At 37.2% G+C, this 20968-nt stretch carries 20 protein-coding genes; 17 read left to right on the forward strand and 3 right to left on the reverse strand.

Going from position 1 to position 20968, the window contains the following annotated elements; all coding sequences use genetic code 11:
* Window positions 1-34: 34 nt before the first annotated feature.
* The gene (locus tag A5868_RS06505; RefSeq protein ID WP_086304256.1) at window positions 35-526 is read left to right on the forward strand and encodes a pyridoxamine 5'-phosphate oxidase family protein; all 492 of its coding nucleotides are present in this window, start codon (window positions 35-37) and stop codon (window positions 524-526) included.
* Between the two features lie 47 nt (window positions 527-573).
* Here A5868_RS06505 and A5868_RS06510 read toward each other — a convergent pair whose 3' ends face one another.
* The 3 genes from A5868_RS06510 to A5868_RS06520 are packed head-to-tail and all read right to left on the reverse strand — an operon-like array spanning window position 574 to window position 2939.
* Window positions 574-1236, reverse strand: coding sequence for a hypothetical protein (locus A5868_RS06510; protein ID WP_086304254.1), 663 nt, complete (start codon window positions 1234-1236; stop codon window positions 574-576).
* Window positions 1226-1735, reverse strand: a complete 510-nt coding sequence (locus A5868_RS06515; protein ID WP_086304252.1) for a nucleoside 2-deoxyribosyltransferase — start codon at window positions 1733-1735, stop codon at window positions 1226-1228. Before A5868_RS06515 ends, A5868_RS06510 begins: the two co-directional genes overlap by 11 nt.
* Complete coding sequence (locus tag A5868_RS06520) at window positions 1722-2939, reverse strand: GNAT family N-acetyltransferase (RefSeq protein WP_086304250.1); 1218 nt, start codon at window positions 2937-2939, stop codon at window positions 1722-1724. Before A5868_RS06520 ends, A5868_RS06515 begins: the two co-directional genes overlap by 14 nt.
* Before the next feature lie 152 nt (window positions 2940-3091).
* Between A5868_RS06520 and lepA the strand changes: the two genes are divergently transcribed.
* From lepA to A5868_RS06600, 16 genes are all read left to right on the forward strand, one after another.
* Window positions 3092-4927, forward strand: a complete 1836-nt coding sequence (lepA, locus tag A5868_RS06525) for a translation elongation factor 4 (RefSeq protein WP_086304247.1) — start codon at window positions 3092-3094, stop codon at window positions 4925-4927.
* Between the two features lie 194 nt (window positions 4928-5121).
* Window positions 5122-6042: a helix-turn-helix domain-containing protein gene (locus A5868_RS06530; protein ID WP_086304245.1), complete on the forward strand. Its 921-nt coding sequence runs from the start codon at window positions 5122-5124 to the stop codon at window positions 6040-6042.
* Between the two features lie 285 nt (window positions 6043-6327).
* On the forward strand, window positions 6328-9516 hold the full coding sequence (locus tag A5868_RS06535; protein WP_254908316.1) for an MSCRAMM family protein: 3189 nt from the start codon (window positions 6328-6330) through the stop codon (window positions 9514-9516).
* A 73-nt stretch (window positions 9517-9589) separates the two neighbouring features.
* The gene (locus A5868_RS06540) at window positions 9590-10567 is read left to right on the forward strand and encodes a class A sortase (protein ID WP_086304243.1); all 978 of its coding nucleotides are present in this window, start codon (window positions 9590-9592) and stop codon (window positions 10565-10567) included.
* A gap of 14 nt (window positions 10568-10581) precedes the next feature.
* Window positions 10582-10947, forward strand: coding sequence for a Spx/MgsR family RNA polymerase-binding regulatory protein (locus tag A5868_RS06545; RefSeq protein WP_176281316.1), 366 nt, complete (start codon window positions 10582-10584; stop codon window positions 10945-10947).
* Between the two features lie 19 nt (window positions 10948-10966).
* Window positions 10967-12364: a peptidoglycan DD-metalloendopeptidase family protein gene (locus tag A5868_RS06550; protein ID WP_086304239.1), complete on the forward strand. Its 1398-nt coding sequence runs from the start codon at window positions 10967-10969 to the stop codon at window positions 12362-12364.
* A 351-nt stretch (window positions 12365-12715) separates the two neighbouring features.
* The gene (locus A5868_RS19315) at window positions 12716-12850 is read left to right on the forward strand and encodes a hypothetical protein (RefSeq protein ID WP_254908315.1); all 135 of its coding nucleotides are present in this window, start codon (window positions 12716-12718) and stop codon (window positions 12848-12850) included.
* Window positions 12851-12868: 18 nt separating this feature from the next.
* A complete protein-coding gene (locus tag A5868_RS06555; protein WP_087654093.1) occupies window positions 12869-13255 on the forward strand; it encodes a hypothetical protein in 387 nt (128 codons plus the stop codon).
* A gap of 206 nt (window positions 13256-13461) precedes the next feature.
* A complete protein-coding gene (locus tag A5868_RS06560; protein WP_087654094.1) occupies window positions 13462-14370 on the forward strand; it encodes a hypothetical protein in 909 nt (302 codons plus the stop codon).
* 43 nt (window positions 14371-14413) lie between these two features.
* On the forward strand, window positions 14414-14605 hold the full coding sequence (locus tag A5868_RS06565; protein WP_086304237.1) for a hypothetical protein: 192 nt from the start codon (window positions 14414-14416) through the stop codon (window positions 14603-14605).
* A gap of 30 nt (window positions 14606-14635) precedes the next feature.
* Window positions 14636-14851, forward strand: coding sequence for a hypothetical protein (locus A5868_RS06570; protein ID WP_086304235.1), 216 nt, complete (start codon window positions 14636-14638; stop codon window positions 14849-14851).
* 38 nt (window positions 14852-14889) lie between these two features.
* The gene (locus A5868_RS06575; protein WP_086304233.1) at window positions 14890-16155 is read left to right on the forward strand and encodes a hypothetical protein; all 1266 of its coding nucleotides are present in this window, start codon (window positions 14890-14892) and stop codon (window positions 16153-16155) included.
* Entirely contained in the window at window positions 16142-17680 is a 1539-nt protein-coding gene (locus A5868_RS18955; protein ID WP_176281315.1) for a hypothetical protein, read from the forward strand. The genes A5868_RS06575 and A5868_RS18955 overlap by 14 nt, the downstream gene beginning before the upstream one ends.
* A gap of 12 nt (window positions 17681-17692) precedes the next feature.
* Entirely contained in the window at window positions 17693-18424 is a 732-nt protein-coding gene (locus tag A5868_RS06590; RefSeq protein ID WP_086304227.1) for a hypothetical protein, read from the forward strand.
* Window position 18425: 1 nt separating this feature from the next.
* Window positions 18426-18692, forward strand: a complete 267-nt coding sequence (locus A5868_RS06595; RefSeq protein WP_086304225.1) for a hypothetical protein — start codon at window positions 18426-18428, stop codon at window positions 18690-18692.
* A 12-nt stretch (window positions 18693-18704) separates the two neighbouring features.
* The gene (locus A5868_RS06600; protein ID WP_086304223.1) at window positions 18705-20942 is read left to right on the forward strand and encodes a VirD4-like conjugal transfer protein, CD1115 family; all 2238 of its coding nucleotides are present in this window, start codon (window positions 18705-18707) and stop codon (window positions 20940-20942) included.
* Window positions 20943-20968 lie beyond the last annotated feature (26 nt).

Consider the following 20968-nt stretch of genomic DNA (forward strand, 5'->3'; position numbering starts at 1 on the left):
GATTAAGATATAAAAACGGATAGGTGGAAAAGAGATGCGTAGAAAAAAAAGACAGGTTACTGATTTAGAATTAATCAAGAAATTTGTAGAAAAAACACAAGTTGTACGAATTGCATTGAATGGAGAAAAATATCCTTACGTTGTACCAGTAAATTTTGGATATGAATGGAACGAGGAAGAGCTAACGCTTTTTATTCATGGTGCTACCGAAGGAAAAAAGGTAAACATGATTAAAAATGATCCACATGTTGCAGTAGAAATGGATGGTCATCATAGACTGATCGAAGGAACTAGTAATGCGGCTACTTATTCTTATGCATATCAGAGTTTTATTGGTTTTGGCCATGCAAGCTTTTTAGAGGATTTGGAAGAGAAAAGACAGGCACTCCATGTTTTAATGGACCATGCAGCAAAAGGGGCCAGTTTTGACGAAATACCAGAAGCTATGTTGAAACGTACGGGCATTATCAAAATAACGCTAGCTTCCTATACAATGAAGGAAAATATCCATCCAGATGAAAAATAATATATAAAAAAAGGCTTCAAACCTCTTAGAGAGATTTGGGGCCTTTTCTATTTATGCAGTTTTTTTAATCGATATTCTTCAAAGTAAGAAGCATTACCTCGGCTTTGGACTCTAGCATAAATACCCATCAGAACAGCACCAATTGTATTCGTTAGTAAATCACCCATGGTATCCATTAATGCAGCACGACCGACTAATAATTTTCCTGCTGAGGTGGCATAACGCTGTAAGTTCATATCCGCCACTGTATCGCATAGGAATTCCCAAAACTCCCAAAAAACGCCGCACACTCCTGCAAAGGCAAAACCAAACAATAGGAAAAGCCACGGGGAGGTTTTGCTGATATTCGCATCCTTCATGAAGTATCCAATCAATCCGTATCCTAAGGCAGTTAATACCATAGGACTCACAGTGTGCAAAATTTTATCCCAAAAAGATACGATTGAAATCATGTGTAATGAAGTACCCAAGAAAACAGAAATCACTAAGAAAAACCAATAAAAATAAATGATTTTTTCTGGTATGAAAAGTTTGAATAACTTAGAAATGAGTTCAGGTAAAAAGATGAGACCAATACCTGCCAAACATTCGATAACAAAAATCACTCCTTGCTTTGTCGAATATTTGCCAATAACAAATTCAAAGATATTATACGCAAGACAGAGAATACCAAAAACTACTAATGCTGTTCTATATTTTTTATAAGTCACGCCAATCACTACCTTCTAAAAACGATTTGATGTTCTCCAGCAGGGCAGTTTCATTGCTGACAATGACACCATTCAATTTAATAAGCCCGACTGTATAAAGGTTCAAATAATGAAATTGATTTTCTGCGGGTGTTTGTAATGCCGCTATTTTCTGCTGGTTGTCGGCGCCTTGTTGACGCGAATCTGTGTATAGCGCGATGATTGGAATTCCTTTAGCATAGGCAACACCGATTTCTGAGGCAACACCAGCATCAATCGTCAGACCATCTAATAAAGCGACCATCAAATCACTTTTTAAAACTTCCTCAGTATCAGCTAGGGCGATCATCTTACTATCAGCATATGCTGATTTGTCATTGATTCCCGCATTTTCCTGCGGTAAATAGATTGTTAACTCTTTATCAATTTCGCGAATTTTTTTAACTAAATAGTCATTGTAAAATAAGTCACTCTGCGCAAATAAAGGTGCAGCAAAATATATATGTTTAGAAGTAGTCACTGAAATAAGCCTCCATATCCGGTATGATTGATTCTAATAATTCAACGGCTTTTTTATCCGCCTCAATTCGCTCGATCCGGGCAAGATAGGTCGCACGTCTGTAATTCATTAATAAACAAGTCAAAGTTTGAATGGTCAAACGAATACGTTTCCCTTTTGGGTGATCTGAGATATCCAAAACACCCTTGTCGTCCCAACTTAAAGCAAAGATACCGTTATTCCATTTTGCAACTGGATCAGTCACTTCAAAGTAGAAGGGCTCCACAGATTTTTCAAACGGGTATTCCAATAAGAATTGTTTTACATCAACAATGCGTGCCATAAAAAAAGGGGCAATCGTTTCGGTTATTTCGCTATCATCGAGTAAAAAAGATAAAGGTTCATTTTTGTAAATATCACCTTCTACCCAATAAATCATTGAAAAGTGTGCACTGATGAAATTCCACAATCCGTTTCGTGCTTCTTGATTTAAGTAGAACATTTCTTTGATATGAAAAACTTCATCAGAGATCCAGTAGAAGAGAACACCGGTTGGTTTCTTATGCTCATCATAGTAAACCGCCGCAATCCGTTCTTCTTCATTTTCAAAGCGCCAGTATTCTTCCCAATTTAATTCTTTCCGAATCATAGCCCCGTGATTATTTAAAGCAAACTCATCGTATACCTTATAGACATCTGGATCATCAACCTCTTTCCGTTCAACAATTCCAGGTAGATCAACTTGTTTGGGTAATTGCGTGTCTTTTATTTTGAAGCTTAATTTATCGGACATAATTTCCCAACCTTTACGTCGATAATAAGGAATATTGTAAGGATATAGATAGGAAATCCACTGTTGGTCCTGGCGCATTTGAATCAGCGCTTTTTCGATCAAATCCTTCATAAGCCCGTGGTTCGCATATTCAGGATAAGTCCCAACTCCAGTAATCCCTCCCATGTCAAAAAGCTTTCCGTGAATATTTACTTCACAAGGATAGATCGCGATTTGTGAAATGAGATTTTCGTCATGAAACCAGCCAAAAACTTTTGATTGTTCCAAAACAGGCTTTTTTGCCCGAACCATTTCACGTTTGTTTTCGTACCCGCTATTTTCAATATCACTTTCGGTGACTTGAAAAACATAGCTGAGTAGTTCGTCGTATTGAGCTAAATATTCTTCACCGACTGGCTTCAAGACTAATTGTTGCTTAAAGTCATTTTCCATTCTTTCATCTCCATTTTTAGTTTACAACCTTAGTATAGCAAAAGCAGGTTTATTTTTCTCTTACAGACATTGGAAATAGGGGAAAAGACTTTTTTTCTACCGGAAACGTTGGTATAATTGACAGTGCTGACTAAAAGAAATGAGGAACTTTAATGAATTTAGAAGAAATGAAGAAACGCCAAGAAATGATTCGAAACTTTTCAATCATTGCGCATATTGATCACGGGAAGTCCACTTTGGCGGACCGAATCTTAGAACAAACAAATACTGTAAGTTCCCGAGAAATGCAAGAACAGCTATTAGATTCAATGGATCTTGAACGTGAACGCGGGATTACTATTAAATTGAATGCCGTTGAATTACACTATACCGCAATCGACGGACAAACATATATTTTCCATTTGATTGATACACCAGGGCACGTGGATTTCACCTATGAGGTTTCGCGAAGCTTAGCTGCCTGCGAGGGAGCAGTATTAGTAGTAGATGCGGCCCAGGGTATCGAGGCTCAGACCTTAGCAAACGTTTATCTGGCACTTGATAACGATTTGGAAATTTTACCAGTGATCAATAAGATCGACTTGCCAGCAGCAGATCCGGAGCGCGTTCGTAAAGAGATCGAAGACGTAATCGGAATTGATGCAGAGGATGCGGTTCTTGCCAGTGCCAAGACCGGTATTGGTATTGGAGATATTTTGGAACAAATCGTAACAAATGTACCTGCACCAAGCGGTGACTTGGAGGCGCCATTAAAGGCACTGATTTTTGATTCGGTTTACGACAGCTATCGTGGTGTCGTCTTGAATGTTCGAATCACAGACGGCGTTGTGCGTCCTGGAGATAAAATTCAGTTAATGAGTAATGGAAAAACCTTTGATGTTACTGAAGTGGGTGTATTTTCACCGAAAGCCGTTCAACGTGATTACTTAATGGTGGGAGATGTGGGCTATATTACAGCTAGCATCAAGTCTGTCCAAGATACACGTGTTGGGGATACGGTAACACTTGCTAACAATCCAGCAGGAGAAGCATTATCAGGTTATCGAAAAATGAATCCAATGGTGTTCTGCGGGTTGTACCCAATTGATACATCAAGATACAACGATTTACGAGAAGCATTGGAAAAATTACAATTGAACGATGCGGCACTTCAATTTGAACCAGAAACTTCCCAAGCATTAGGATTTGGTTTCCGTTGCGGATTTTTAGGGTTGCTGCATATGGATGTCGTACAAGAACGCCTAGAGCGTGAATTTAATTTAGAATTGATCACTACAGCGCCGTCAGTTATTTACCATGTGAATTTGACTGACGACACACAATTAATTGTAGACAATCCATCAGATTTTCCTGATCCATCAAAAATTCAGAACGTCGAAGAGCCTTTTGTTAAAGCAAATATTATGGTGCCAAATGAATACGTGGGTGCTGTAATGGAGCTTTCTCAACGAAAACGCGGTGAATTTATCACGATGGATTATTTAAATGATTATCGCGTAAATGTTGTTTACCATATTCCGTTATCTGAGATTGTTTTTGACTTTTTCGATAAGTTAAAATCAAGCACCAAAGGGTACGCTTCTTTGGATTACGAGATGGCTGATTACCGTGAAAGTCGTTTAGTTAAGATGGATATTCTGTTAAATGCTGAAAAAGTCGATGCGTTAAGCTTTATCGTTCACCGTGAATTTGCTCAGGAACGTGGACGGGCAATTGTTGACAAGCTAAAAACGTTGATTCCGCGCCAGCAGTTTGAAGTACCCATTCAAGCCACTATTGGAACAAAAATCGTTGCACGTACGGATATCAAAGCATTACGCAAGAATGTGTTAGCAAAATGTTATGGCGGCGATGTTTCACGAAAACGTAAACTGCTTGAAAAACAAAAAGAAGGGAAAAAGCGGATGAAACAAATTGGCTCCGTGGAAGTACCTCAAGAAGCCTTCATGGCTGTTCTGAAAATGGACGACCAAGACAACGCGAAATAGCTTGTCTTAAAGTGAAAAGCCTGTTAAATCAATCTTTTTGAGTAGCGAAAAAGGCGTGATTTAACTGTTTAAAAAAGTTTTTACTGTCATACGGTTGTCACGACAAAAAAAGATTGTCAAAACTGTGATATTTTTCTTGAAGATTATTGTTTGCCAGCGTATGATGAAAGCATCTCATTGGAGGTGTTTTTTTCATGTCAAAAATAATTAATACGCAAAGTGGTGCCTTGTTAAAGGTTTTGAGGGAAGAAAAGAAATTATCACAAAAGAAATTGGCTGAACAAGTTGGAATTTCACAAGGAGCTTTAGCGAACTATGAAAAAGGAACACGGAAAATATCTAAAGAAATGGATTATATTTTAAGTAAAATTTTAAATGTAGATTCATTGTTGATAAATCAAACGGATTCTGCAACCACTGTTATAAGTCAATTATCCATTTATAAAGAAAAGAATGGAGTGACGAATAAAGAATTAGCCAAAAAAATTGGAATTGATGCACCTCTATTAAGCCGATTATTGAAGGGGACTCGTGAGCCTTCAGAAGTTGTTCAGAAAAAAATTATGGTCTTTCTATCAGATGATGGAAAAGAAATTTTGATGGACATAAAACAAAAAAATTACTCTTTTAACTTTCCTATTGTAGATAAGACTGCAATGGGTATCAGGATTCAAAAAAACCGAAAGAAAAGAGAAGAGACACTAGAAAAATTTGGAAAGAAGTTTACACGTCCAGTTGGAAAAAATGTTGTGAATAGATGGGAAAAAGGGATAAATATTCCTGATATTGAAAGATTAATGAATGTTGCTTATTTAGGTAATGTTACCGTTTCTTATATCTTATTTGGAGATGATTTTAGTAATATGTTGGCGAAAGGGAAAAAGATTACAAATTTCGAAAGGTTAGATTCTTACCGAATGGGTTTGAGACTAAGAAAAATTCGGAGAGATCATCGTTTGGAGAGAGAAGACTTTGGGAAATTTTTTTCTCCCCCCATTACAAAGTGGTCAATGGATAAATATGAAAATGGTAAAGACATTCCAAATACAGTTCGTCTTGTACAGTATGCCTATATTGGAAAAGTATCTTTGGCATTTCTAATTTATGGAATTTAATGAAAAGAACACCTTTATGACAATAAGGATATATTTATAGAAATATGTGGTGTTTTAATGGCAACAATAAAATAGATCATCTGGAGGCACTTGAGAGATTATTCTTAAGTGTTTTTTTATTGGTAATAACATTTTTTTAATGTTGATTATATAAAAAAGGTGAAAGGGGGATCGTTGGTCAATTAATGGAGGTGAGATTATAGAAATACAACGCAATGAGTAGGCAGCACGTAACAGATATTTGTTACGTGCTTATTTGTATTTAGAAACGAAAGGATGATTTAAGTGGATCTATTAGAAAAAAAATACAAAACTTCTAAATGGCTATTCGCTATTGTTGGTATGGTAGCAGTCTTATTAGGAATGGGGCTTCATTCAACTTCAGCAAGCGCTGCAATCGATCCGAGTTTAACTATGAAGCCTGGTGAAACCGGAAATGTTTATTATGATACTGGCAATATTTACACGATGAGTGGAACGAAGCACGGTGCGCTGTGGTCGGACCAAACTGCCGCAATGGCTATTTATCCTGATGCTGGAGGGAAAGATAAGGCAGTATTTTGTATCGAGCCAGGGGTGCCTTTTTCTGGTACGACTAACCCTGGTTATGAAGCAGTCGGTGTGAATGATATTCCAGTAGACGCACAAATTGCCAGCGTTGTTTGGGATACGTTTTATGCGTTTGGTGGAAACTGGACGAATGCTGATCGAATCACAACGCAAGCTGTTATTTGGGAACTTTTACCGCAATATGGAATCAAAGTGAATGCTATTAGCGGTATTCCAGATTTCCAAGCAAAAAAACAAAAACTGTATGATGGAATTGCAGAATACAAACGCTCACCTGAATTCAACGAAAAAACAGTTGAACTTGTCTTTGGTGAAACAAAAACTTTAACCTCTTCTGTTGATTTACATTCATTCGAAACACAAGTATCAAATAGCGCAAAAGTAAACTGGAACATTGCAGCTGACGGAAAATCAGTTGATGTAACACCTACTGATCCTAATGTTCAAGAAGGAAGCATTGCTTTCAAACGTGGGTTCATGGAAGGAACACCAATCGCTTTAGAAAAAACTGGTTCTCAAACAGTTTATCTACCAAGCGTAAAAGACCCAGCGTCTTATACAGTGAAATTTAAAATTAAAACTATTGGCGATATCAAAATCAAAAAAGTAGATAAAGAAACTGGTGAAGCTGTGCCTAACACTCAATTTAAAGTTGAGTTCTCAGGTTCAGGAGCACCAGCAATACAAACTGTAAAAACAGATGCGAATGGTGAAGCAACAATTAAAGGCGTTCGTCATGATGTCCATGTAAAAGCGACTGAAATTGCTGTACCTAATCCATACGTTTTGGGTTCTGCTCTTGGTGAATCAGATGTTGTCGAAGGCGACGTGGTAGGCGGCCAAGTGATTACATTAACTCAACGTAACACGAAAGCTAAAGGACAAATCTTGATTGAAAAACAAGGTGTAGAAAGTGGTTCTACTATGTGGAATGCAAACTATACCTTAGCGGGAAATGTTTTTGAGATCCGTAAAGATTCTGAAAAAGGTGAAGTTATCCGCACAGTAACAACCAATGATAAAGGGCATGCTGAAACACCGAAGGATCTTCCTATTGGCAAATATCTAGTGACTGAAAAAACTGCTTCAAATGGTTTTGCGAACACATTCAAACCTGTAACAGTGAAAATTGAGTATAAAGACCAAACGACAGCGATCATTATTAAGGGTTCTAAGGGAACCAACCAAGAAGTTGTTGGATCTACTTTATTGACTAAAGAAGATGCTGAAACAGGAAAAGAAACTCAAGGACGAGCAACTTTTGACGGTGCGATCTATGGAGTGTTCCACCAAGATGGTACACCAGTTAAATGGAGCGAAAACTTCAAACCAGTAACATCTAAAGGCAATAAATTAGAAGGCGACGAAATCAAATTTGAGCTTTCTGACAAAGATCAACAAACCAGCGTAGAACATTTAGCATTAGGAAACTACTATTGGCAAGAACTTGTAGCCCCTGAAGGTTACCAAATTGATAATACAAAACACAATTTCTCAATCACATATAAAGATCAAGATACTAAAGTAATTGAAACGAAAACTACCTCAAAAGAAAATGTAATCAAATTTAGTCTTGATGGATTTAAATATGTGGATTCAAAATCTGGTGACGTAAAATCAGGCTACAACGGCATTGAATTTACCTTAGATCCAATTGATCCAACTAAAGGTGAAGAACGTAAAGTTACCACAGAAACAGATGCAAACGGATTTGATGGTTATTGGGCATTTAACGAAGTTCCTTATGGCGATTACAAACTATCAGAAGTAAAAGCTCCAGAAGGATACAAAACAATCAAAGATTTGATCTTGAACAGCAAATTCGATAAAGAAAAACGCGAATATACTTTTACTATTACTGAAGACGGTCAAAATGAAGCAATCAAAACATTGACTGTTCCAGAAAGTAAGATCAATGAAGGTTCTAACGTGATCCATTTGAGTAAATTGTTCTTGACGAACAAAGTTCAAGAAATGCCTCAGATTCGTACAAAAGCGACTGTAGATGGCGAAAAAACATTTACTCCAGCGAAAGAAACCCCAATGCAAGATGTTGCGACAATTACAAATGCTCAAAAAGGCATGGAATACACCAATAAAATTAAATTGTGGAGAGTCGTTAATGACGACTACGACAATGCTCAGGTTGTTTGGGAAGGCGAACATGACTTTGTAGCTAAAGGCGACAAAGAAGAAGACGTTATCAAACAAATGGTAGATACTTCAAAAGACGATAACACCGTTTCATATGTATTTACTGAAGAATTATTTATCAAAGATGGACCGAAAGTGGCGGAACATAACGATTTAACAAACAAAGATCAAACAATTCGTCCTGTTGTTCCTGGAACACCTACAATCGAAACATTGTTTGTAACGAAAGATGGCGGTGAATCATTTGATCCAACTGTAGACAATGAATTGATCGATGAAGTGAAGGCCACTGTTCCTAAAGAAGATATCGGCAAAACGTTCTATTATGTTACTCAATTCCATAAAGTAGACAAAGATGGAAAAGACACAGTAGTTGGTACTGACGAGTCTGAACACACTGCAAAAGAAATGTCTTATGAATTTAAGGCGGTATTCAATTACAAAGCGAATACATTGAAAGATGGCGAAAAATTAGTAGCTACACACGTTGCATATACAGACAAAGAGCACAAAGATGAATATGCAAAACACTTTGATTTAAGCAATGAAAAGCAAACATTAACGGCTAAAACTCCTGAAAAACCTGCTACACCAGTAAAAAGTACTCCAGGCGCTTCAGGAACTGTTTCTAAACTTATCCCACAAACAGCAGCAACTTTATCAAATCTTTATGTTTTGATTGCAGCAACTGCATTAATTGTTGGGTTAGTAGCTTTTGTATTGAAAAACAAAAAGAATCAAGCTAAATAAGGTTTAAACTCTAAGCGCTCTTTCTGAGCGCTTGGTGTCTTTTTATGTGTCTGATGTTTTCAAGGAGGGCATTGTGAGAAAACTAAAGAAAGTTCTACCCACGTTTTTGCTTGTTTTCGGGCTGCTGTTTGCTGGTGCCATCTATTATGGCTATCGTCTTTTACTTAGTAATAATGACAATGCCAAACAAATGACACACCAAATTCAACCGGAGAAAGAAATTCAACAGCAAGTTAATGAAAAAAATAAACAAGCAAACTTTGATCCTGATCAGATAAAACCAGTAGAAGCTAGTGAATATGCTTCAGCACAACTTAAATTTACAGAACTTGTAAATCAGTGGGGAGTAGGATCTGTTTTTATACCTAGCGCTGGAATACAGACCAAAATTTTGGCAGGTATGTCTAACCAGAATTTGATGGTAGCAACAGGTACCTACTATCCCGACCAAAAGCTTGGAAAAGGAAATTATGTTCTATTAGCTCATAACCTTGTCCAAGGGGGTGGACCACTAGGGAATTTACCAAATACAAAAATTGGTCACATCATTTATGCCACCGATTTTTCAAGAGTATATGAATATATTGTCACCAAGAATTCAACTGTTGATCATACAGAAGGGGAATTACTCGATGTCCCTTCCGATAAGGAGGAGGCTCTCATAACTCTGTTTAGATGTGAAGGGAATCTAAATACTCCAACCAGAGCGCTAGTGCAAGGTAAATACAGTAAAAGTTATTCAGCCAAAGATGCTCCAGAGGATGTAAAAATTGGATTAGGTCTTGGAATTAGAGAGGAGAGCGGGATACCCGATGAAAGGGTTGAATCAAGTAAAAGTATTGAGAGAGGTTCTAAAGAAACTAGTAGCAAAATGAATGATAAAACTGTTAATAGCAAGGAAAATGAGAATAAATTCAACCAAGAAAAGCCTAGATATTCTTTAAGCCAAAGAATAGCCATTCGCTGTTTTTCGATAATCAATAGTCATCCTATCGTATTATCCATTGGATTCTTAGTTTTATTGTTGCTATTACTTCACTTTGCTAAATGAAACGAGGTGAATACGTGTTAACAACCGTTTATACAAGTCACAGTAGCACATCAAGTAGAAAAGCAATCCAGTGGTTTAAAGATGAGGGGATACCATTTCGTGAAATCAGAGTTACAAAAGATGGCGTAACGAGGCAACAATTAATTGAACTACTACAGTTATCAGATAATGGACTGGAGGATCTTCTAAAGAAAAAAATTGATATTGAAATGGTAAATGAATTAAGTCTTTCTGAAGCGATCAAACTTATCGTTAAAAAGCCAGATATGCTAAGGGCTCCAATTATTTGTAACGGAAAATCAATTCTTATTGGATTCCATGAGGAAGCGATAAGGATGTTTATTCCTAGAGAGTACCGATTATTCAAGTTAATAGTATAAAGAAATGAGGGACATTTTAGTGAAGAAATTTACGAGAGTCGCATCAGCATTCTTTCTTTCCTTCCAAGCATTTATCATAACACCACTGAATGTTTTAGCTGAGGAAAAGCCAAAAGAGCAGACAACAGAACAAGTTCAAAGTAGTACGGATAATAGTGATAATCAAGAAGTGACAGAAAGCAGCACAGTTTCCAGTAGTGAATCGGCCACTCAACCGATAGAAAGCTCTTCTGAAGAAAGTAGAGAATCTTCAAGTGTACCAAGTAGCTCCTCAAAAACAGAGGAGTCAACTACAAGTAGTAGTAAGGAACAGCCACAAAAACCAGCACCAGCGCCTGAAAAGCCTAAACCTTCAGAACCTAGCAAGCCGGCACCTGTTCAAGAGGCAACGGCTGTAGTCGAAGCACCAAAAGAAGACCATTCTGCAGCTTCTGAAGAAAACACTCAAACTGTAGATCAAGTTGATCAACCAAAGGAATCTGTTCCGGGTATTACCGTTGAAGATGGTTCGATTCATTTTGAAAAAGATGAATCAGTAGTAAGTTTTATCAATAAGTTAGGTGAACCAGCACGAAAAATAGGACAAGAGAAAGATTTATATGCTTCAGTTATGATCGCCCAAGCAATATTAGAATCTGGATCAGGTTCGAGTAGCCTATCAAAAGCCCCAAATTTCAACTTATTTGGGATCAAAGGTACCCATAATGGAAAATCAGTTTCAATGGCAACACAGGAAGATTTTGGAAACGGAACTCTTTACACTACACAATCTGGATTTAGAGTGTACGAAAATTATGAAGACTGTTTTAATGATTGTGCGAAGCTTTTAACTGAAGGGATTTCAGGGGATAGTGATTTTTACTCAGGAGTGTTAAAAACGAATGCAAAAACTTATGAGGAAGCTACTAAATTTCTTACTGGTAGATATGCAACTGATACACAGTACAATAAGAAATTAAATGGTTTAATTGAGACTTATGATTTAACTCAATATGATAAAGAAATTCAAGGACCACCAATTAGTAAGAAAGGTTATAAGATCCCAGTAAACAATTATACTATCTCTAGTCCTTTTGGACCTAGAGGTGGTGAGTTTCATCGTGGATTAGATTTGGCCGCTGCACAAGGTGAGCCAATCCATGCTACTAAAGGAGGTACAGTAATCAAAGCAGAGTATCATTACTCTTGGGGAAATTATGTGGCAATTCAACATGAAGATGGATCAACCGCTTTATATGCGCATCAGCAGCAATACTCTGTAAAAGTTGGTGAAAAAGTGGTACAGGGTCAAACTATTGGATATGTCGGTAGCACAGGAAATAGTACAGGCAGTCATTTGCATCTTGAAATTTGTCGTGACAATAGTTTGTCTCAAAATCAACTAATCGATCCACAACCTCTGTTGTTCGGAAACTAGGTTGATTGAAAATTTGGCAGTAATATAGTATCGTTATGTTGCAGATAGGAACAAGGTATACACTGAACCCCTAGAGAAGTCGGATCCTCTAGGGGTTCTTTTTGGCTAATGTCGCCTTTGTTCGTTTTACTTCTTGTTATGATTATTTAGTCAGTAATCAAATGTGGCTACTAATAAGCCGACAAGAAGGGGGCAGATAAAAGAATAGAACAAGGTACGCGCCTCCTTTAGTCGCTAAGACTGTCGGATAGGCGACAATTCATTTTAAAAGAATACGAACATTAAAGACATTTTACTAGAAATGATTTTTAGTAAAATGTCTTTTTTGTTTGCTCAGAAAGGGGAATAAACATGCTTATCGTAGGAGTAATTATTGGACTTTTTATTGGTACACCTATCAGTTTTTTTGTATTAGCTTTATGTGTTGCTGCAAAGAGGGCTGATGAATCAATGGAAGAACCATATAGAGAAAAAATTAATATGTAATGGAGGGTATATAGGTTTATGGAAGAGAAGAACAAAATATTATTTTTGGAGGTAAATAATAAAAAAAGTGTTCAATTAAAGTTTATTAAAGGGTACCTTGTTGAGATCATTATCAGCGTGAAAAAGTATAAGGAACTAGTAGGGAATGGGGTGATTGATAAAGAGTCAATTTTAGATATTGAGAAAGTATCAATCATTATGCCATCTTCCAAGCAGAATGAAATATTGGTGGAGAATGGCCGTAAGTATTTATCCGAAGATCCAAAAGAAAATGATGTTAACCAAACAGGCAAGTTTTCGTTTAGAATCAAAGACCCTGAAAGAGAACCATTTCATTTTTATGTGAAAAATGGCGTCAAATATACGGAACGATCCTTACAAATTCAATCAAAAAAGGGCAAATAAATGTCCCAAAAGACGATAGGAACGGTAGATATCATCGAGGAATAGATATGACAGCAGCGTTACAAGAAGAACCGATCAATGCAATAACTAATAAAATGATCAAAATAGTAGAAAAACAAAAGAACCAATCAATTATCAGGTAATCAATTATCAGGTTGATTCTTTTTTTTGTCTTTTTTTAGTTGCAGGTGCTAGGAGGTGAAAAAATGAGTAAAGACGAGGCTTTAATCAAAGGAACAATAGATACAGTCCTACGCTATGCCTATCCTGATAATTACAGAAAGTATTTGAGTTACTTTATTAGAATTCGACCGAAAGAGCTGAAGAGCAAGCACGCACATTATATTCGAAAAGAACGAATGATCGAGATTTTCAATTTGTCTAGGGAATCTCGTTTCCTATTGATTACTTGCTTACACGAAATCGCTCATCATGTTGAATATGAAGATTTAGGAGAAAGTGACCATGCGGAGCCTTTCTATCGGCGTTTGTATGAGTTGTATCTAACGGCCGTTGCCTTGAATCTTTTAGAGTTATTAGATGTTACGGAGGAAACGGACGCCGGTGATTATTCGGGACTGAGGACTTATTTTGGAAACGTTACGAATTGGGATGTACCCACAATTCCAGATATGGAAAAGCGAATGGTCATCGTGAAGGATGGGCGTTCATTTAGAAACATCCTCAAAAATCGAGGGTATCACTGGTTTACAGTTAGCCAAACATGGCAAAAAGAAATGAATACATTGGATGACGCTGAACGTGAAGTTCAGTTTTTTTTTGATTATTCAGAACATGAAAACCTTTTGATCCGACCAGTAATATCTCCAACATTTTTATCCTATTACTATATAGGAATCGAAAACGGGTATGAGTATAGATATGGTTTAAGAGAGCTTGGCTATTTTTGGGAAGGATATGGCGTTAAGAAAATGTGGGTCAAAAAGGTAGACGCGCAAAGTTATTATACCGAACTCGAAAAGTTGACCCAATTTGCCGGAATAGAATACAAAAAAGTGACGCCTAAGCAAACTCAGGAAACAGTAGAAAAAGAAATAAAAGCACAAAAAATGAAGCAGGAAGATAATGACTACACAATTGATTATTACGTGTAGTTTTATTCATGAAAGAAATTATCAGAAAGAGAGAGGTCCACCAATGGCAGTATCAAATAAAGAACTTGCAAAGAAGAAAGCAACCGCCAAATTAATCCTTGAAGCGAAAGGGTTAGATTTTGACGAATGGCTTGCTCAAAAGTACGACGAGGTGTTTAGCGAGAATGAGGAAATCATTCAAAAGGCTTTGAAATCCTTTAAAGACCAAACAAGAAAACTACCATCTCAACACTAGAGGTAATCACACGATAAGGGGGAATCTACAATGGATTTTATTACTGGAAAGCTGGACTTTATTCTCAGAGGGGTTCAAGCAATTGCTGGTAGTTATGCGGCAGTCATGTTGGCGTTAATGGGGTACCATTTCATGACTAAAAACCGTCAGAAATTAGATGAAGCACAAGACGGAGTTAAAAATATCGTCATTGGTATTTTTATCGTCATTGGCGCTCAAATGATCGTTACTTGGCTAAAAAGCTAACGGATTAGATTGATTCATTGGGGAAAGGAGGATAACACTTGTATGTAATTTTTGGAATGAGTAAGAAGGGACTAGGGAAGATCCTACCAGGTAAAAAGAAAACTAGTCTCGTTGAAGCAGACAAGCAGCTGCAAACATTCACTGAGACGCTGGCGATAAAGAAAAAGCCCAATTACATGATCATTGAAATTTATGATGATGAAGAAATGCTCTTTCGAAGTGAATTTATAGCAGGGACAGATGATTCTAGTAATTTGAGGTTATTGCTAATGTACCTTCTAAAGACAGAGTTTCCAGATGTTGACGAGGAAGAAAAATCCGAACTTCTCCAACGTATTAACCAAGCTTATCTAGCTGAAAAAAATGTTGTCAACGGTCATGAAAAAGAAAATAAAGAAGATCCTACACGGCCGTTAATCACGATTATTGAAAAACCGTCATTGATTTCAAAGGTACCAGAAGAAAAAGAACTGATTGAACCAGTACCAGAGAAACTAACTGAACCCAGTCTTTTATCACCAGCAGCAGAACAAAAACAAGAAAAGCCTGAAAAGAAAAAGAAGCAACTATCGAAGAAGCCTGCATTTTATTTTGCGGGCTTTTTTTCTAGAAGAAAGAAATGGTTTGTTCTTGCAGCTGTGCTTTTCATTGTTGCTGGGGTTGGTATTACTCTTTTTGTGACAGGTTCTAGTGGTTCTAATCAAAAGGATAGCTATTCTGAACTGGTGAAGGAAGGAAAATACAGTCAAGCACTGCAAGAATATCCAGATGAGGAAATGAGCTTAGTCGAGCAGTTGTATAGTCAGAAAGAATCGAAAGAATTAAAACGTTTGGCGGATAATCAGCATTCAAAAATAGCTTTTTTCTATTGGGCATTTCTAAATGAAAAGTGGTCAAAAGTCACAGAAATCAAAGGAATAAGTCAGGATACAACAATTCAAGCAATGAGAGGGTATGCTTACTTAGCGCAAGGAAAGCTGGAAGAAGCGGAATTGATTAACAAGGTGTTAAAAAATGACAAATTGAGTGACCAAATTAAGCAAGTAAAAAAGGCTAACGCCTATGAAAAATTGAGGACCCAGGATATATCTGCGGCCGAATCTATTAACAACGAGATCAAAGATTCTAAGCTTCAAGAAGATATCCAAGTTGCTCAAAGTATCATAAATTTACTCAAAAAGTATGCAGCTGATAAGAACAATACCAACCTGTCTGAAGCAGAACGAAAAGAAGCTCAAAAAAACTTTGATCAATGGACCAGTAATCTACAAGAATTAGGAGGAACGACGAATGACAGAGAATAAAAAGAACCAGCCGGAAAAGAGAGAACCGATGGATCAAAAGAAAAAATGGCTTCTGATTAGCTTATGTTCGGTAGCACTATTAGGCGGAGGGGTCGGTTATGGAATTTATAACAGTAATCAACCCACCAATCAAGCAACTAACAAAATAGAGAAGAAGCAGTCAGTTCCAAAGGCAAAAACAAAAGGAACGAGTACCTGGGAAAAACAAGTCACACCAAAGAAAGCTGATAAGAAAAAAGATAGTAAATCACCTGATGATATTTTGAGTATAGTTGTCGGAGATAAAAAAGATAATAGTCTATTTGGGGTAGACGTTCCTAAATCGAGTGAAAAGCAAGGATTGGTGGAGAAATTGGCGGTAGCTTTAGATGACCAAGCAAAAAAAGAAGAGTCACGAAAAGTTTCTGAGGTTTTCCATGCAGCGGAAGTCGATAAAATGCCTAGTAGTAGTGACACAAATTTGATTAAGGATCAAATACCGGACAAAGGAAAAGATGAAGGAATTATAAAAGAACCTGATTCGAATAAGGATGAGAAGCCTGTTCCTGATCCGAGTCCCAATCCAATTCCTGATCCAGTTCCAATACCAACGCCAGATCCTGATCCAAATCCTGGTCCTAACCCTACACCAACACCAGATCCTGATCCGACTCCTACGCCAACACCAGATCCTTCGATCAATGAATTGATTGCTCAATCGAAGGAGGAATTAAGGGACGCTGCGGATAAAGTTGAAGGGGTCAATAAAAAACTGACGGAAGTAAAAGCTGAATTAGACAATATGCAAAATGTTGAATCTAATACGCAAGAACAAGCAATTGTAGCAGCTGAACAATGGGACAAAGTCCAAGGTCTAATCAATGAATACAATCAACTATCTGACCAACTGAAGCAATTAATCGATGAAGACGGCACAGTGCCGGATGTAAATACGGTTCTCTATAAAGAAACGTATGAGCAATTGAATCAAAAAGTGACGGAAATAAAAGGTGTGCAAGATTCGGCTAATGCGACTACTGGTGACATGAACACGACTATCCAAAACGCTGAAGAAACGTTAAATCAGATTGATCAAATCAAAACTGACTATCAACAAACCCAAGGAAACGTTAAAGAAGCAACGGAACAAGTAAGCACTGCAATTTCTAATGCGAATAAAAATGAACGGGTTAGTAGCGCGGTTCAATCGGATATCGACCAGTCAGCAGTAGCAAGCAGTGAAATGAATGCTAAAAATACTGAAGTGGGAAATCAATTGGATCAGGTGAACACGGAAGAAACGCAACAAGCAATTGATTCTGCAAGCCAAACAGCCCAGACAGTTAACGATCAAGCAACGGAACAAAATGAAGCTGTGTCAAATGTGGTGAATGATTTCAATAATCTTCCTAAGCCAAAGGTTGAAAGCAACTCAGAAACTTCTAGCAATCAAGACACACCGGATACACCAGAAACTCAACAACAAGCGCCAACTGATCAAGGAGTTGTACAAACGTCAGCAGCTTCAACTGATCAAAGGTTCTGAGGCGGTGACTAAATGAGCATAAAGAAAAACTATTCGTTTCTTCTTTTTAGGCACTATGGGCAAGGATTTTTATTCCTTGCCTTTTTGGTTCAACTATTTTTCTTGGTTCGCTTAGGATTTAATTATTTCAACGAGCTATTTTTTGTAGGGTTTAAGGGAGAAGATAAAGTTAATCAAGTAAGCATTGCTTCTATAATAATGACGATCACAGTTTTAATTTTTATACTCTTTGTTTTTTGGTACATGGTTACACTGGAACCTAGATATTTGAAAAAAGGACTACGATTAGTCATATATCTTCATGTGTGTATTGGTTTGTTAGGAGTGATTGATCTTCTTGCTGCTCAAAGCAGTTCGCTCGTTTACGCCAAAAATACTTTAATAGCAGCTTTTACATTTCTTCTTTTTCGGAGGTATGTTGCTATTGAGGATAAAAAGCTATTTTGTGATATCTTTCCGGCTTTAAAGAATTTCAATGATACAGACTCTGTTGAAGAACTGCCTAATATTTCTGAGGAATGGAAACCTTATTTACGGAATATCAAAGGGCATAGAGAAAAAATTATGAATCAATCACTTGTTTCTGATTTCTCTATGTGGGGACTGAGTCACAAGTCAGATTTTTTTCAGATTTCGTTTAGACTTAGAAAGACACCCTTCCGTTTGAAAATCAGTGAAGCAGTGAATCATCCTGTTCCAGCAACAGCTAGTCTTGGGAAAACGTATAAGAAAGAGGTGGGATAAGATGGCACTATTGTTTTTATTCATTCTTTGGTTAGCTGTTTGTTGCATATACGTCAGAAAAGATAGTGAAAAGCTTATTGTATTAGTCCTTTATTCCTTTTTGAGCTTTGGACTTATCGTTCTTTGTACGTATTCTCTCATTGTTGAGCGGGACACTTCTTATTTAGCTGTTATTGCAATGAGTGTGATTGTTCTTTTCCAGGATGGGCTTAAAACGATTGTAGGAGTGAAAGAATGTTATCATTCTTTTAAAAAAGGGATTGATTGAGGAGCGATTTGAATGAACAAAGAGTATAAGCAATGGAAAAGACATTTAGCGAATCCCTATTTTCTAGCGGTTGTCACCCTTTTACTCTGTCTTCTCGGTGTCCTTTTGATTAATCTTATATTTAATGGAATCCTTTCTTTGAAAGGGATAGTTCCAAAATTGAATAGTTATGTGAATGAAGGTGGTTCTTTTCCTCTCCAACCAAAGTTGTATTGGTTAGGAAAGCCAACCATTACTTATACGCCCTTTTTACTGTTGTATTGGGGATTAATTGGACTTAATGGTGTGATCGTTTGGAAAAGGATTTACAGTATGAGAATCGCTTATAAAGATATCAATCTATTAACTAAGGGGTCTGAGAAGTTTACGACCTTAAAAGAGTTAAAAGAACAATATAAGATGGTTCCACTCAACGATAAAGAATATGAAGGGAAATCCGGAATACCTGTTGCAACCTTCACTAAAGTAATTGGGATCGGTCCCTGGAAGAAAGAAGAAAAGTATGTATTCATTGATACCAAAAATACAAACTCGCTTACAGTGGGTGGTACGCAATCGGGGAAAACGTCACTATTTTCTTATCCGTCTTTAGATTTGATTATGAGGGCCAAAGAAAAAGATTCTGTCATTGTGAATGACTTAAAAGGGGATATGCTCAAAAATACTAAATCTGAATTTGAGCGGTTTGGTTATGATGTGTATTGCTTAAATTTAGTTGATCCGACTAATGGGATTCATTACAATCCATTGGATTTAGTTAAGCAGGCGTATATGCACGGGGATACAACAAAGGCTCAAATGCTCGCAAATAGTTTGTCCTTTAGTTTGTACCATAATCCTCAAGCGAAAGAACCTATGTGGGAAGAAGCAAGCATTTCTCTATTAAATGCGCTGATTCTTGCAATTTGTGAGATTGGGATTCAACAAGATAAAACCCAGGTAATCAATATGTATGCCGTCACTAGTATGCTTGAAGAGCTTGGTGCTTATCCCGATGAAAAAGGGAATACCGCACTAGATAAGTTTTTCGATCAGTTGCCAGTGACCAGCGTAGCCAGAAAACAGTATGGCACGATTAAATTTTCACAAGGAATTACACGAAGTGGGATTTTTACTGGAACGATGGCAAAGCTAAAGAACTATACGTATGATGCTATCGCAAAGCTTACGCTCGATAGTGATTTCAATTTAGCAGATTTAGGCTATGGGGAGAAGCCCATAGCCTTATTTATTGTCTATCCAGACTGGAATGATAGCAATTATAGTATCATTTCGACTTTCCTATCACAAATCAACGAGGTCTTAGCAGAACGAGCTACGCTGACGGGTGAAGGAACTAAAAGACGTGTTCGTTATTGGTTAGAGGAAGCAGCAAATATCCCTGCGATTGATGGGTTAAGCCGTTCCATGAACGTCGGTCTGCAAAGAAATTTAGTTTATCACCTGATTATTCAATCGTATTCGCAATTAGATGATAAGTACGGTGATAAACTCAGCAAAGCAATTACTGGCGCTTGTGGGAATCAAATTTATATTATGTCAGATGAATATGATGACGCTGAATATTTTTCAAAGAAAATCGGGGATAAAACAATCATTAAGACGGATCGTCATGGCGATCCTATGAGTACAGATAAATCCTACGGCGAAAATGAGGAAGGTCGTAACCTGTTAACTGCTAACGAATTGCGTGATTTACGTGAAGGCGAATGGGTACTCGATCGAACGAAAATGCGACGAGATCTTAAAGGAAATAAAATTGCACCTTATCCGATTTTTGCCAGTATCGATGCAGGAACCAATATGACTTTTCACTATGAATATTTAATGCCTCGGTTCAATGGAAAACTAAATCTGTCTGAATTGAAGCTCAATAAGAAAGGGCACGAGGAAATTAATCTTGTTGATTATATTGTGAAGTGGAAGAGAAAGCCTACGGACCAAAAGAACCAGGTACCGAAAAACAGATATGAAGATGAAAATAAGGAGGAGAAACTTATGAAAACGCGTGTAGACTCCATTGATAGTGTTTCTCTTGATACCAAAGATACAACTCGTTTGGAAGATAAAATGGGCCCAAAAGTATTTGGCAAGTTTTTACAGGCAGCCTATCTTGATCGTTTAACAACACAAGAAAAGGAGCGATTGAATCAATTCACTTCAATGGAACAATTGAAAGTCTTTTGTAATAGTGATAATCGTCCGAATCTAAAAAAGGCCTATCTAGGTTATGTTCAGTCGAATGACTAACTTGAAGGAACTCTTCAGAGAAAGGA

The organism is Enterococcus sp. 12F9_DIV0723, from assembly GCF_002174375.1.
Lineage (GTDB): Bacteria > Bacillota > Bacilli > Lactobacillales > Enterococcaceae > Enterococcus_A > Enterococcus_A gilvus.